General features: G+C 70.1%; 11 protein-coding genes. 7 read left to right on the plus strand and 4 right to left on the minus strand.

What is annotated here, in order from left to right:
* Positions 1-1,041, plus strand: a complete 1,041-nt coding sequence (locus tag KV203_RS07535) for a polyprenyl synthetase family protein (protein WP_066471735.1) — start codon at positions 1-3, stop codon at positions 1,039-1,041.
* A 5-nt stretch (positions 1,042-1,046) separates the two neighbouring features.
* On the opposite strand, the gene KV203_RS07540 is transcribed toward KV203_RS07535, so the two are convergent.
* Together KV203_RS07540 and KV203_RS07545 are read right to left on the minus strand one after the other, a co-directional pair.
* Positions 1,047-3,554: a DEAD/DEAH box helicase gene (locus KV203_RS07540; protein ID WP_066471892.1), complete on the minus strand. Its 2,508-nt coding sequence runs from the start codon at positions 3,552-3,554 to the stop codon at positions 1,047-1,049.
* A gap of 10 nt (positions 3,555-3,564) precedes the next feature.
* On the minus strand, positions 3,565-4,503 hold the full coding sequence (locus KV203_RS07545; protein ID WP_066471733.1) for a proteasome assembly chaperone family protein: 939 nt from the start codon (positions 4,501-4,503) through the stop codon (positions 3,565-3,567).
* A gap of 229 nt (positions 4,504-4,732) precedes the next feature.
* On the opposite strand from KV203_RS07545, the gene KV203_RS07550 reads away from it, so the two are divergent.
* The 3 genes from KV203_RS07550 to KV203_RS07560 all read left to right on the plus strand — a co-directional run bounded on the left by KV203_RS07550 (position 4,733) and on the right by KV203_RS07560 (position 8,026).
* Positions 4,733-5,413, plus strand: a complete 681-nt coding sequence (locus tag KV203_RS07550; protein WP_157079847.1) for a sensor domain-containing protein — start codon at positions 4,733-4,735, stop codon at positions 5,411-5,413.
* Positions 5,414-5,476: 63 nt separating this feature from the next.
* The gene (locus tag KV203_RS07555) at positions 5,477-6,847 is read left to right on the plus strand and encodes a DUF2252 domain-containing protein (protein WP_083530150.1); all 1,371 of its coding nucleotides are present in this window, start codon (positions 5,477-5,479) and stop codon (positions 6,845-6,847) included.
* A gap of 138 nt (positions 6,848-6,985) precedes the next feature.
* On the plus strand, positions 6,986-8,026 hold the full coding sequence (locus KV203_RS07560; RefSeq protein ID WP_157079846.1) for a DUF4192 domain-containing protein: 1,041 nt from the start codon (positions 6,986-6,988) through the stop codon (positions 8,024-8,026).
* Between the two features lie 8 nt (positions 8,027-8,034).
* Here the strand turns inward: KV203_RS07560 and galE are convergent, their stop codons facing one another.
* Both galE and KV203_RS07570 read right to left on the minus strand, forming a co-directional pair.
* The gene (gene galE / locus KV203_RS07565; RefSeq protein WP_066471728.1) at positions 8,035-9,018 is read right to left on the minus strand and encodes a UDP-glucose 4-epimerase GalE; all 984 of its coding nucleotides are present in this window, start codon (positions 9,016-9,018) and stop codon (positions 8,035-8,037) included.
* Positions 9,018-9,701 (minus strand): iron-dependent transcriptional repressor DtxR, encoded by a 684-nt coding sequence (locus KV203_RS07570; protein ID WP_066471726.1) that lies wholly within the window; start codon positions 9,699-9,701, stop codon positions 9,018-9,020. The genes galE and KV203_RS07570 overlap by 1 nt, the downstream gene beginning before the upstream one ends.
* A 210-nt stretch (positions 9,702-9,911) precedes the next feature.
* On the opposite strand from KV203_RS07570, the gene KV203_RS07575 reads away from it, so the two are divergent.
* The 3 genes from KV203_RS07575 to KV203_RS07585 are packed head-to-tail and all read left to right on the plus strand — an operon-like array spanning position 9,912 to position 14,567.
* The gene (locus tag KV203_RS07575; RefSeq protein ID WP_066471885.1) at positions 9,912-11,159 is read left to right on the plus strand and encodes an acetoin utilization protein AcuC; all 1,248 of its coding nucleotides are present in this window, start codon (positions 9,912-9,914) and stop codon (positions 11,157-11,159) included.
* Complete coding sequence (locus KV203_RS07580) at positions 11,152-13,872, plus strand: bifunctional acetate--CoA ligase family protein/GNAT family N-acetyltransferase (RefSeq protein WP_246600698.1); 2,721 nt, start codon at positions 11,152-11,154, stop codon at positions 13,870-13,872. Before KV203_RS07575 ends, KV203_RS07580 begins: the two co-directional genes overlap by 8 nt.
* A 35-nt stretch (positions 13,873-13,907) precedes the next feature.
* On the plus strand, positions 13,908-14,567 hold the full coding sequence (locus tag KV203_RS07585; RefSeq protein WP_066471724.1) for an endonuclease III domain-containing protein: 660 nt from the start codon (positions 13,908-13,910) through the stop codon (positions 14,565-14,567).
* Positions 14,568-14,625 lie beyond the last annotated feature (58 nt).

Here is a 14,625-nt window from a genome sequence, read left to right on the forward strand (position 1 = left end):
ATGAGCGCCGACGCGTGGGCGGCCGAGGCCGACAGCCGGACCGCACCGGATCTACTCGCCTGGGCCCAGGACCTGGTCGACCCGGCGTTGCGGTCCGCCCTCGACGAGCTGCCCGCGTCGGTCCGCGGAGTCGCCGCCTACCACTTCGGCTGGTGCGACGAGCAGTTGCGGCCGACCGGGCAGCGCAGTGGAAAGGCGGTGCGGCCGTTGCTGACGCTGCTCAGCGCCGCCGCCCTGGGTGGCCCGGCCGCCGCCGCACTTCCCGCAGCCACCGCGGTGGAGCTGGTGCACAATTTTTCGTTGCTGCACGACGACGTGATGGACGGTGACGAACGCCGCCGGCACCGTCCGACCGCCTGGCGGGTCTTCGGCACCGGGCCCGCCTTGCTGGCCGGTAACGCGCTGTTGACCCAGGCCGCGGTCGTTCTCGGCGACGGCGCCTCGGCCGTGGACCAGCAGCGGATGCTCGCGGACACGGTCCTGCAACTGCTCGACGGGCAGGCCGCCGACCTCGATTTCGAGCACCGCTTGTCGGTGAGCCCGGACGAGTACCTGACGATGGCGGAGAAGAAGACCGGCGCGCTGCTCGGTTGCTCGTGTGGGTTGGGTGCGGTCGGCGTCGGCGCCGATCCGATCACCGTCGGCCGGCTGGTCCGGTTCGGCCGACTGCTGGGGCTGATCTTCCAGATCGTCGACGACCTGCTCGGCATCTGGGGTGATCCGGCGGTCACCGGCAAGCCGGTCCACTCCGACCTGCGCCGCCGCAAGAAGTCGCTGCCGGTGGTGCTGGCGCTCGGCTCTCGCTTCACCGGAGCCGACGAACTGGCCGACCTCTACCACGGCGACCGGCCGCTGTCGGACGCCGAGCTCGCTCGTGCGGCGTACCTGATCGACGAGTCCGGGGCGCGCGAATGGAGCCGGCTGCGGGCCGACGTGTTGCGCGGCCAGGCCGAGGCACAGCTGACGAGCGCCGCGGTCTCCGGTCCCGGCGCGGCCGGCCTGCGCACCCTCGCCGACCACCTCACCCGCCGCACCCGGTGATCGGGTCAGCCGGCCCGCACCGACAGGCCGGCGAACACGACGTCGCCGGCGGCGTCCGAGGCGGTTCGGTCGATCACCGCGTCGATCGACCAGCCATGGTCGTCGGCCGGATCGTCGAGCACCTGGCGAGCGTGCCCGGCCGCGGCGTCGAAATCGAACAGCTGCGGTCCGCGGGCGGCAGGTCCGGTGCCGATCTCGCCGTACTCGGCAAAGAACGGCTCGAGTTCCTCGGACCACCGCGCGCCGTCGGTCAGCTCCGGCAGTTCGTCCCAGCGGCCCCGCGCGGCCAGGTCGACCAGTCGGAACATCGCGTTGCGCACCATCACCCGGAAGGCGCGCGGGTTCGCGGTCACCGGACGGGGCGCCGTGTCGGCGAACGACACCGGCTCCGCGACGGCCGTGGCGGTCGGGTCGACGAGTCGGCTCCACTCGTCGAGCAGACTCGAATCCACTTGCCGCACCAGTTCGCCCAACCATTCGGTGATGTCGTCGAGCTCTTCGGTGCGAGCAGCGTCGGGCACGGTGCGACGCAACGCCCGGTAGGCATCGGCCAGATACCGCAGCACCACCCCCTCGGATCGGGCCAGCTGATAGGTGGCGATCAGATCGGCGAACGTCATCGCTCGCTCGATCATCTCCCGGACCACCGACTTCGGCGACGGGGTGAACTCCGACAGCCAGGGATGCCCACGCAGATAGGTCTGGTACGCGGGGTCGAGCAGCTCGGCGAGCGGGCGCGGCCAGCTGATCTGCTCCAGCAGTTCCATCCGCTCGTCGTACTCGATGCCGTCGGCCTTCATCGTCGCGATCGCCGCGCCCCGCGCGGCGTGCCGCTGCGCCAGCAGCAGCGCCCGCGGATCGTCGAGGATGGACTCGACCACCGACAGCAGGTCGAGGGCGTACCCCGGGTCCGCCGGATCGAGCAGCTCGAACGCGGCCAGCGCGAACGGAGCCAGCGGTTGGTCCAGCGCGAAATCGCGTTGCAGGTCCACGGTGAGCCGGGCCCACCGGCCCTGGGCGTCCGGTCCGGGCAGTTGCTCGACCACCCCGGCATCACGCAGTGCCCGGTAGAGCGTCACCGCGCGCAGGATGTGCCGGCGCTGCGCCGGTCGCGGTTCGTGATTGTCGGTGAGCAGGTGCCGGGTTGCGTCGAAGCAGTTGCCCGGTCGCGCGATCACGTTCAGCAGCATCGAGTTGGTCACGGTGAATCGGGACACCAGCTGCTCGGGCTGTGCCGATACCAGCCGGTCGAAGGTCTGCTCGCTCCACGAGACGAAACCTTCGGGCGCCTTCTTGCGCTGCACCCGACGCAACTTGCGGGGGTCGTCACCCGCCTTCGCCACCAGTCGCGCGTTCTCGATCTCGTGCTCGGGCGCCTGGACGACGACGCTGCCGGTGCTGTCGAAGCCGGCGCGGCCGGCGCGGCCCGCGATCTGGTGGAACTCCCGGGCTCGGAGTTGCCGGGTGCGGGTGCCGTCGTACTTGGTCAGGCCGGTGAGCAGCACCGTCCGGATCGGCACGTTGATCCCGACCCCGAGGGTGTCGGTGCCGCAGATCACCTGCAGCAGACCGTCCTGGGCCAGCTTTTCCACCAGTCGCCGATATCGGGGCAGCATCCCGGCGTGATGCACCCCGATCCCGTGCCGGACCAGCCGGGACAACGTGTGGCCGAACCCGGCGGAGAAGCGGAATCCGCCGAGTGCGGTCGCGATCGCGTCCTTCTGTGCCCGGCTGGCGACGTTGATACTGGTCAAAGCCTGTGCCTGGGCCAATGCCGCGGCCTGGGTGAAATGCACCACGTACACCGGCGCCTGACGGGTGGTGACCAGCTCGGTGAGTTTTTCGGTGATCGGCGCGGTCGAGTAGTCGAAGGTCAGCGGCACCGGCCGGTCGGTGTGCGAGACCGTTGCGGTCGGTCGGCCGGTGCGTCGGGTCAGGTCGCGTTCGAAGAACGTGACGTCGCCCAGCGTCGCCGACATGAGCAGGAACTGCGCCTGGGGCAACTCGATCAGCGGCACCTGCCAGGCCCAGCCGCGGTCGGGTTCGGCGTAGTAGTGGAACTCGTCCATCACCACCACGCCGACATCGGCATCGCGGCCCGCCCGGAGTGCGAGGTTGGCCAGGATCTCGGCGGTGGCGCAGATGATCGGCGCGTCCGGATTCACGGCGGCGTCGCCGGTGACCATGCCGACCTTGTCGGCGCCGAAGACCTCGCACAGTGCGAAGAACTTCTCGCTGACCAGTGCCTTGATCGGCGCGGTGTACCAACTGCGCCGCTCGCCGGCCGCCGCGGCGAAGTGGGCACCGATCGCGACCAGGGATTTTCCGGATCCGGTCGGGGTGGCCAAGATGACGTTCGCGCCGGAGAACAGCTCCAGCAGCGCTTCCTCCTGCGCCGGGTACAGGTTCACTCCGGCGTGGTCGGCACACCACCGGCCGAAGGTGTCGAACAGCCAATCCGGGTCTTCGCCGACGCCGTAGGGGCGGTCGTCGACGAGCTCGCCCAGCTGCACCCGGGTCACCCTACGTCGCGGACCCGTCCGCGTCGTAGCCGCCCTGTTCGGCGAGGAACCGCTCGAACTCGGCGCCGAGTTCGTCACCGCTGGGCAGCGGATCGTTCGCGGCGAGCAGCGCAGATTCGCGCTCCTGGGCTGCGACGTAGCTGTCGTACTGCCGCTCCAGCGCCTGGACCACCGTCTCGACCTCTTCGTTGCCGGCGACGTGCGCGTCCACTTGTTCGCGCATCCGCGCGGCGGCCTCGCCCAGAGCGGCCAGCGGCAGGTCCAGCCGGCCGTTGTCGCCGGCGTTCTCCAGCAAGGTCTGCGCGGCCTCGGGATAGTCGGTCTGGGCAAGGTAGTGCGGCACGTGCACGGAGAACCCGACGGCCTCCCGGCCCTTCTGGCCGAGCCGGAACTCGAGCAGCGACGTGGCGCTGCCCGGAACTTGCAGATCGCCGACCCAGCGCGGATGGTCCGCGATCAGCTCGCTGTCGCTGGCGTGTGCGGTGACGCCGAGCGGGCGGGTATGCGGGATGGCCATCGGGATCGCGCTGAGCCCGATCGTGCGTCGTACCCCCAGCTGCTCGGCGAGCATGCCGACGGCGGCGACGAACCGCTCCCACTTCAGGTCCGGTTCGGCGCCGGCCAGCAGCAGGAACGGGGTGCCGGCGGTGTCGTGCAGCTCGTAGAGCTTCAGCTCCGGCTGGTCGTAGTCGGTGAAGTGGTCGGCGGAGAACGACATCACCGGCCGGCGGCCGCGGTAGTCGAACAGCGCGTCGATGTCGAACGAGGCCACCAGCTTCGTCTCCAGGCTGTCCCGCAGGTGCCGGGTGGCCAGGCGCACGGCGTGGCCGGCATCGGCGAAGCCTTCCAATCCGTGCACCAGCACCGGGCCGGCTCCGTTCGCGGTCGCGAGCTGCGGCGCCGGGATCGCCAGTTCGTACATCCGGGATTCCTCATCCATCGTGCTGGTCCTTTCTCGCATCGGAGCCCGATCCCTCATCGATTCGATGCGACTTCGTGGCGGGGCCGGCGCGGTCGGCTCATATTGTGGAGCACCGACCGACGTCTGGCGCGGGACCGCCGTATCGATCACAACACCGGGTCGATCATCGGCATTCCCGGCCGGGATGGCACAGTGGACCGAGTCAGCAGGATCGGCGGTCGGGGGAGAGGACGACACCGTGCCCCGCATGTACGTTCCGGTCGTCTGCCTCGGCGCAGCATTGTCGGGATCCGGTCTGCTCACGGCATGTTCCGCGGCGGTATCCGGTGCGCCGGTCCCGGTCGGCGGCACGGTCTCCGGGCATGTCGCGACGCAGTTGTCGACCCTGCTGCCCGACCCGGCCACGTTTCCCCCCACCTATCAGGCGATCCCGCTGACCGGTCCGGCACTGTCGGCTGCGGCCGCCGACCTGACCGGGGTTCCGTCGGGTGCTCGCGTGCGACCGGCCGGCTGTGCGCCGTCCGCGCCGCCGGCCGCGGCCGACTCGACCGCGATGATGGTCGGCACCGACAGCGGTGCCCGCGCCACCGTCACCGTGGAACTGACCCGGACCCGGCAGTCGTTCGCCGAGGTACGGGACGAGCTCGACCGGTGCGGTGAACTTGCCGTCTCCCGTAACGGCGCCGATTCGACGGTGCGCAGCGACGTGTTGTCGTCCGCGGGAGACGACAGCATCGATGTCGCCCGGACGGTGGAGTCGCACGGCGCCCACGTCGACCTGCGGCAGTCGATGACCGCACGCATGGGTCAGGCGGCCGACGTCCGAGTGACGGTGACGTACATGACTTTCGGCACTACCGCGCCGGACCTCGCAGCGGTGTCCGAGCTCTTCGACGCGACGTTGGCTCGGGTGCGCGCGGCCGGTTGAGCGCCCGGCCGGCAGATCGGGCGTCGGTAGAATCCATCGGTGACCGCCACCGATCTGCGTGTGATGCCCACGTCCGGACAACGAGCCGCCGGGCGGCAGCTGCGTGCCGCCGCGCGGCGTTCGGAACAGGCCGGGCTCGACCTACCGGGCGACCGGGATCCGATCGCGCTGCTACGTGCGCAGAACCGCAACCGTGTTCCGCAGCTGGTCCCGGTACGGCGTGAGCGAATGTCGGAGTCGCCGTTCGCGTTCTTCCGCGGTGCCGCGGCGGTGATGGCCGCGGACTTGGCGGGCACGCCGCGCACCGGACACACGATTCAGCTGTGTGGTGATGCGCACCTGTCCAACTTCGGGGTATTCGCCGGGCGGGATCGGGATTTGGTCTTCGACGTCGACGATTTCGACGAAGCGTCGGTCGGCCCGTGGGAGTGGGACGTGAAGCGGCTGGTCGCGAGCGTGGTGATCCTGGGCGACGAGCTGAACCTGGCGCCGGAGCAGATTCGCCGGGCGGCCGAGCTGACCGCGCAGGCCTATCGCACCACCGTCGAGCGGCTGGCCACGCTGTCGGTGACCGAGCGGTTCTACGTCAAGATCTCCGCCGCGACCATCGAGGAGCTCGCCGGACCGGTGGCGCGGCGGGCTCGGCGGGGGCGCGACAAGTTTCTGGCCAAGGCCGCGCGCAACACCTCTGTCCGGGCGTTGGACAAGCTGGCCGTGCGGGCCGACGACGGCCGCTACCGGATTCAGAGCCAGCCGCCGCTGATCGTGCACTTACCACAGTTCGACCGGTCCTTCGCGCAACCGTTGTTCGACCGGTACGTCGGTACCGTTCCGGCCGACGTCGCCCAGGTGCTGACCTCCATGCAGCTCGACGACCTGGTCGTGAAGGTGGTCGGGGTGGGCAGTGTCGGCACCCGGTGTCTGCTGGCGTTGTTCACCGACCCGGACGGCAATCCGTTGTTCTTGCAGCTCAAGGAAGCCGAGGCGTCGGTGCTGGAGCGCTACGCCGGTCCGGCGCGGTGGCGCAACCATGCCGAGCGGGTGGTCGGTGGTCAGCGCATCCTGCAGGCGACCGGCGACCCTTTCCTCGGATGGTTCGACGACCACCACGGCACCCAGTACTACGTGCGTCAGTTCCGGGACATGAAGGGTTCGGTGGACGTGGTCCGACTGGCCGAGAAAGGTCGCCTGCGGTCCTACGGGCGGTTGTGCGGCACCGCGCTCGCTCGGGCGCATGCCCAGTCCGGCACACCCGGTGTGATCGCCGGCTACCTGGGCGGACACCCCGATGTCCGTCGGGTCGACCGGGCATTCGCGGAATTCGGCTTCGCCTACTGCGCGGTCAATCGTGGCGACTACGAACGGCTCCTCGCTGCCGCCCCGGCAGATTGGTACGCCCCCGACGATCATGATCACGAGCAGGACGCCGGATAGCAGGTGGACGCGACCGATCCGGCCGATCCGGCGGTGATTCCGCTCGGCTTGTGGATCGTCGGAGATCGCTCCCCAGATCGGTCGCTCGAGATCCGTCGGGCGGCGAAGCCGTCGCCGACGCACGCCAGGGTGTATCGCATGACGACCTCGGCCACACCGTTCGATTCCACCCCCCGACTCCTGCTGCCCGACCCCGGCCGGCTGCTCGCGGCGCTCCCGGCGCTGCTCGGCTTCCGTCCCCACCACTCGTTGCTGTTGTTGTGTGTCGAGCCGGGCGGCACGATCGACGTGGTCGTGCGCGCCGACTACGGACCGACGGCGGCGGTCGAGGTAGTGGATGCGCTCGGCCGACTCTGTCGTTGTCCGGCGGCGGCCGCCATTGCGATCGTGATCGACGCCGGCGACGACGGTGGGCCGGATCATCTTGCGGTACAACAGAAGCTGATTCGATCGATGCGAGACCGGCTCGACCGCCGGGGAATCGACCTGGCGGCTGCATTCGGTCTGCCGGCGGTCGAGCCGGGCGCCGGCTGGCGCGCCCTGTCGGGCCCACCGGTGGCGGGCACGGTCGCGGATCCGCGCGATTGTCCGGTGGCGGCGGCGATGGTGCTCGACGGGTGCGTGCTGCACGGGTCCCGAGCCGAACTCGTCGCGCAACTGGACCGCGACGAGCAGCGCAGCGCTGCGCTCGCCACCGAACTCGTGCGGCGCGGCCCGCGGCGCCGGGTCGGGCCTCGGCGCGCGCTCACCCGCGTCCTGGAATTGGTTCGGGCGGGTGTCCCCGGGGTCGCACCGACGGTCGGCGAACTCGCCGACCTGTCCGGCGCGCTGGCGTTGCCGCCGGTCCGCGACGCGGCGTGCGCGCTGGCCGTCGGCGAGTCGGCTGCCGCAGCCGAGTGGCTGTGGTCGGAGTCGGTGCGGACCTGGCCGGACCCCCTGCGAGCCGTGCCGGCGACCCTGCTGGGCTACAGCGCATACGCGCGCAGCGCCGGACCGCTCGCCGGGATCGCGCTCGGTTTGGCGGTCGACATCGATCCCGGTTGTCGGCTGGCGCGGCTGCTGGACCAGGCGATGCAGCTGGGTATGCGGCCCGATGCGATCCGGGATCTGGCTCGCAGCGGATACGCCGTGGCCGACCGACTCGGGGTGGCGCTTCCCCCGCCGGCCGGGCAGTGGTGAGCCTGCGGTCAGCGCTGTGCGGCGTGCGCTCGGTCGCCCAGCGACTGCAGGAAATCCCAGGCGTCCTGAACTATCTCGTCCAGACCGGTGTGTTCGGGCCGCCAGCCCAGCTCGGTGATCGCGCGGTCGCTGGAGGCGATCAGTACCGCCGGATCACCGGCCCGGCGCGGCGCATCGACTGCTGCGATCGGGCGGCCGACCACTCGTTCGCACGCCGAGATCACCTCGCGCACACTGAACCCGGTCCCGCTGCCGAGATTGAAGATCCGGTGGGTGCCGGGTTCGGCGGAGTCCAACGCCAGCAGATGGGCGTCGGCCAGGTCCCGGATGTGGATGTAATCGCGAACCGCCGTTCCGTCCGGGGTCGGCCAGTCGGTGCCGAACACCGAGATCGACGCTCGTTGCCCGGCCGCAACCTGCAACACGAGCGGGATGAGATGGGTTTCCACCAACCGGTTCTCGCCCAGACCGGCGTAGGCGCCGGCCACGTTGAAGTAACGCAGACTGGTGGCGGCCAGCCCGTGTGCCACCGCGTACGAGGTGATGGCATGGTCGATGGCCAGCTTCGATGCGCCGTACGGGTTGGTCGGGCGGGTCGGCGCATCCTCGGTGATCGGTACCTGTTCGGGTTCACCGTAGGTGGCGGCGGTCGAGGAGAAGACCAGCCGACCGACCCGTGCGGCGCGCATCGCTTCGAGCAGGGTCAGCGTCTTGACCACATTGCCCGACCAGTACTGCTCCGGCTGCACGACCGACTCACCCACCAGCGAGCGGGCCGCGAAATGCAACACGCCGTCCACCGGTGCGGCGCCGAACACATCAGCGGCCCGGTCGGCGACATCGCCCTCGACGAAGGTGGCGCCCGATGGAACCAGATCGGCATTTCCCGTCGACAGGTCGTCCAGGACGATCACCTCATGGCCCCGCTCGATCAGGACCTGCGCGCACACACTTCCGACATAACCTGCTCCGCCGGTGACCAGAAGTCGCATCAGGCCATTTTCACCTGCACGCCGTGCGCCATCTCGTCAGGCAGGTCGAAACCGGCGTGTCCCGGCACGGTAATGGTCACCGATCCGGGGCGGGTGGTCACCGAAACCCGGGCGTCCGGGACGACGCCCGCCTCGCGGAGACGGCCGATGACCGCGGGATCGGACTGGATGTGTTCGGCAAGTCGGCGGATCACGACCGCCGTCTCCGTGCCGACCGGAATTTCGCTGAGCCGCACCAGGTGCTCGGTGCTGGCTGCCGGCTCCAGCCCGAGCTCGTCGAGTCCGGGGATCGGGTTGCCGTACGGGGACGTGGTCGGGTTTTCGAGCACCTCGACGAGGCGGCGCTCGACCTGCTCGCTCATGACGTGTTCCCACCGACACGCTTCGGCGTGCACGTCGGCCCAGTCCAGGCCGATGATGTCGACGAGCAGCCGTTCGGCCAGCCGGTGCTTGCGCATCACGGCGACCGCCAGACCGCGACCCCGATCGGTCAGTTCCAGGTGCCGGTCGCCGGCGACCCGCACCAGGCCGTCTCGTTCCATCCGGGCGACGGTCTGACTGACGGTCGGTCCGCTCTGGTCCAAGCGCTCGGCGATCCGGGCGCGCAGCGGAACAACGCCTTCCTCCTCCAAGTCGTAGATGGTCCGGAGATACATCTCCGTGGTGTCCACCAGGTCTTTCACCCTCACACCCCTTCGTCTGGGCGGAATTCTACCCATCCGTCAGCACGGATCGATGACGGTCGATCCGGCAACGGGCTCAGTTGGCACAGGGTTCGTCGACGGCGCCGTAGCGTGGGTCGGGAGCCGCTCGAACCCGCGGAGCGCAGGCACGGAAACCGAAAGGGGAACGGGGATGCCTACGACCGACCGGTACCGGACCCCGACACCGATATGACGGCAGCGAACGCGTCGGACCGGATCGTGGTCTGGTCCGACGATTACCTCGACTACGACTGGGGTCGGGCGCATCCGATGAATCCGGTCCGGCTCGACCTGACCATGACGTTGGCCCGAGAGCTGGGTCTCCTGGCCGGGATCGAGCCGGTTCGGCCCGAACCCGCTGCGGACGCCGAGCTGCTCCGAATCCACGCACCCGACTATCTTGCCGCGGTCCGCCGGGTCGGAGCCGGCCCGGCAGACCGCGCGCCGTCCTCGGCCGATCTGCCGTACGGCCTGGGCTCGGCGGACAATCCGATCTTCCCCCGGATGCACGAAGCGGCATCGGCAGTGGTCGGCGGCACCCTGGCCGGTGCTCGCGCGATCGCCGCCGGCCAGGTCCGGCGGGCGGTGAGTATCGGTGGCGGGATGCATCACGCGATGCGTTCGTCTGCCTCCGGATTCTGTGTGTACAACGATGCTGCGGTGGCCATCTCGTGGCTGTTGGATCACGGTTTCGACCGCATCGCCTACGTCGACGTCGATGTCCACCACGGCGACGGGGTGCAAGCGGCGTTCTATGCCGACCCGCGGGTGCTGACCGTCTCCCTGCATCAGCACCCGGCGACGCTCTGGCCGATGACCGGCTGGCCGACCGAGATCGGTACGGGTGCCGCCGAAGGCACGGCGATCAATCTGGCGATACATCCCGGCACCACCGACGCGGTGTGGTTGCGTGGTTTCGATGCGATCGTGCCGGGTGCACTGGCGGCATTCCGCCCGCAGATCTTGATCAGTCAATGCGGGGTCGACACCCACCGCGAGGATCCGCTGGCCGATCTCTCGCTCACCGTCGACGGGCAGCGCGCGGCGTTCCTCGCGATGCGTCATCTGGCCGATCGGTTCACCGAGGGGCGATGGCTGGCGCTCGGCGGCGGCGGATACGGCCTGGTTCGGGTGGTACCGCGAGCCTGGACGCACCTCATCGCCGCCGCGCTCGACCGACCGGTCGAACCACACACGCCGATTCCCCCGGGTTGGGCGGAGCACGCGACCGCACGTGCGCCCCGAGTCGAGCTGCCCACGACGATGAGCGACGGCGGCGACACCGCGTTCCGGCGGTGGGACGGACCCGGCGCAACCCCGGAATCCGGTGTGCCCGAGGTCGACCGGATGCTCACTCGGATGGACGCCGGCATTCTGGCGACCCGCCGCGCCACCTTCGGTCTGCTCGGGCTCGACCCGGAGGATCCCCGTGACTGAGCTGTACGGCTATCCCGAGCACCGATCGGCGGATGTGTTGGCCGCCGACGGCGGAGTGGTACATCTGCGGCCGGTCCGGCCGGCCGATGCGGCGGCATTGCAGCGATTTCACGAGCAGCTGTCCGACCGAACCCGGTACCTGCGGTGGTTCGGTCCGCACCCCACCTTGTCGATGGCCGAACTGGATCGGGCCACCAACGTCGATCATCGCGACCGGGTGGCCCTGCTGGCGATCCTGGGTGGCGAGATCGTCGCGATGGGCATCTACGAGCGGCTTCCGAGTGTGGCGACACCGGGCGGCACCGCCGCTGGATCACCGGGCGGCACCGCCGCCGGATCACCGGGCGGCACCGCCGCCGGATCACCGGGCGGCACCGCCGCCGAAGTAGCGTTCGTGGTCGACGACGAGCATCAACGTCGCGGCCTGGGTTCGGTGCTGCTCGAACACCTGGCTGCCGTCGCCGCCGAGAACGGTATCGATACCTTCGTCGCCGAGGTGCTGGCCGAGAACCGCGCAATGGTGACGGTCTTCCGCGACGCGGGATACCAGGTGCGGCGCAGCTATGACGGCTCGGTGGTGCACGTCGAGTTCGCCATCGACCGATCCGATGCGTTACGCGCGGTCCGCGATGCCCGGGAGCGGGCCAGTGAGGCGCGCAGCGTCGGGAATCTGCTCGCCCCCCGCTCGGTCGCGGTGATCGGGGCATCGGCCAATCCGGCCAAGGTCGGTGGCACCGTATACGCAAACCTGCTGGCCGAGCCGTTCGCCGGACCGGTGTTCCCGGTGAACTCGGCACACCGGTCGGTACGTGGCGTCCGGGCTTACGCCGGGGTGCGCGACATTCCCGACGACGTCGACCTGGCGGTGATCGCAGTACCTGCCGGGGCGGTCGACGAGGTGCTCGACGACTGTCTGGCCAAAGGAGTGAAAGGGCTGGTCGTGGTGTCCGCCGGCTACGCCGAGGCGGGCGCGTCGGGGGCGAACGCGGAACGCGAATTGGTCGCATCCGCACGACGGCACGGCATGCGGGTGGTCGGCCCGAACGCGCTCGGGGTGGCGAACACCGATCCGGCGGTAGCGCTGAACGCGACGTTGGCCTCGGTCCTGCCGGCGCGCGGACGCATCGGCTTCTTCTGCCAGTCCGGTCCGCTCGGTGCGGCGATCCTGGCCGAGGCGGCCGAGCGCAACCTGGGACTGTCCACCTTCGTATCGGCCGGCAACCGGGCGGACGTGTCCGGCAACGACATGTTGCAGTTCTGGGACGTCGACCCGGCGACCGACGTCGTGTTGCTCTACCTGGAAAGTTTCGGCAATCCGCGCAAGTTCTCCCGGATCGCTCGCCGGCTGGCCCGCAGCAAGCCGATCGTCGTGCTCGGCAGCGAACGATCGGTCGCCCGGGAGACCGGCGCTCGCGATCTCGACCATACCGTGTTCGCCGACCTGTTCGCGCAGGCCGGAGTGGTCCAGGTGAACACGATCGGCGAGATGTTCGACGTCGCCGCGTTGCTCGCGTGCCAGCCGCTGCCGCACGGTGACCGGGTCCGGGTGATATCCAACAGCGCAGCGTTGAGCCTGCTCGCGGTCGACGCCGCCGCGGTAGCCGGGCTCGAGGTTCCCACCCCGGAGCAGTTGCCGCCCGAGGCCGAACCCGACGCCTACCGGCGGGCGGTGGCCGCGGCCGCGCGCGAGCGGAACAGCGATGCGGTGTTGGTGATCTATGTGCCACCGGTACCGACCGACACCGCCGAGTACGCCGCGGCGTTGCTCGCCGCGGCCGGCGGAGCCGGCAAACCGGTGGTCACCTCGTTCACCGGCCTGTCCGGGTTACCGGCGCAACTGGCCGTACCCGACGAGGTGGCCGGGGTGGCCGCCGGTCGCGGCTCGCTGCCGTCGTTTCGCGACCCCGAACAGGCGGTCCGTGCGCTGGCTCGTGCGGTTGCCTACGCCCGCTGGCGAGACGGCCCGGCACCGGCGACGACCCGGCCGGACGGGCTCGATCCCGCGCACGCGCGGCGGCTGATCGGCGAGTGGATCGCAGCGCCCGCGCGGTGGCTCGGCGACGACGAGGCCGTCGAGCTGCTCGGCTGCTACGGGGTGCAGGTGGTCGCGTTCCGGCCCGCGCACGACGCCGAGGATGCGGTGCGCGCGGCCGCGGAACTCGGTTATCCGGTCGCGGTGAAGGCGACCGGCGAAACGTGGCGGGTACGGGCCGACCTGTCCGGGGTGCGCCTGAATCTCACCGGTCCGGATGCGGTTCGCGACGGTTACCGCGAGCTTGCCGAGCTGACCGGGGACACCGTGGTGCACGTGCAGCGGATGACCCGGGGGATCGGCTGCGTACTGCGGGTCCGCGACGATCGGGCGTTCGGCTCGGTGATTTCGTTCGGTCTGTCCGGACTGATCTCGGATCTGCTCGGCGACCGGGCGTACCGGGCGCTGCCACTGACCGACGCCGAGGCCGCAGCATTGATCGACGCACCGCGTGCAGCGCCGCTCCTGTCCGGATACCGCGGCTCGGAGGTGGTGGACAAAGCGGCCCTGATCGAGTTGGTACAGCGGGTGTCGACGCTGTGCGACGATGTGCCCGAAGTGCGGGGGTTGGCCCTGGAGCCGGTGCTGGCCGCCACCGACGGGGTCGGAGTGCTCTACGCCCGGATCCGGATCGGACCGGTACCGAGCCGGTTCGACGACGGACCGCGCCGGCTGCACTGATCGCTGCCGACATCGTCGGCGATACGGTTGTCCGCGTGCGGCGAGCTGAGAAGGCCGAGCGGATCGGCGTGATTCTGGACGAGCTCTACCCGGAACCGCCGATCCCGCTGGACCATGTGAATCCGTATACCCTCCTGGTCGCGGTGGCGCTGTCGGCGCAGACCACCGACCGGAAGGTCAACGAGGTCACCCCGGCGCTGTTCGCTGCAGCTGCGACGCCGGAGCAGATGTACGAGCTGGGTGCGGACCGGATTCTGGAACTGATCCGGCAGCTGGGGCTGGCACCGACCAAGGCACGCAACGTGTGGACGGCGGCCGGCCAGATCGTCGATGCCGGTGGCGCGGTGATCCCGGATCGGGCCTTCCTCGAGAGCTTGGCCGGCGTCGGCCGGAAAACCGCCGGCGTGGTGCTGTCGCAAGCTTTCGGAGTGCCGGCGTTTCCGGTCGACACCCACATCTTTCGGTCCGCACACCGGTGGGGTTTGTCCTCCGGCGGGACACCGGACAAGGTCGAGGCCGACCTCGAGCGGGTGTTCCCGCGTTCGACGTGGAACCGCCGACATCTGCAGATCATCTATTTCGGCCGCGAGTACTGCCCCGCCCGGCGGCACCTGTTCGAAGCCTGCCCGATCTGTTCCTGGGCCGCTACGAAGAAAGCTGCGGCCGCCGCGCAGCGAGAGTCGCAGCGCGGCTGACCGGCCGGCTCGGCTGGCAGAAGTGCCCGGCCGGCTCAGCTGGCGGAAGTGCCCGGCC

Source organism: Skermania piniformis, assembly GCF_019285775.1.
Taxonomy (GTDB): Bacteria; Actinomycetota; Actinomycetes; order Mycobacteriales; family Mycobacteriaceae; genus Skermania; species Skermania pinensis.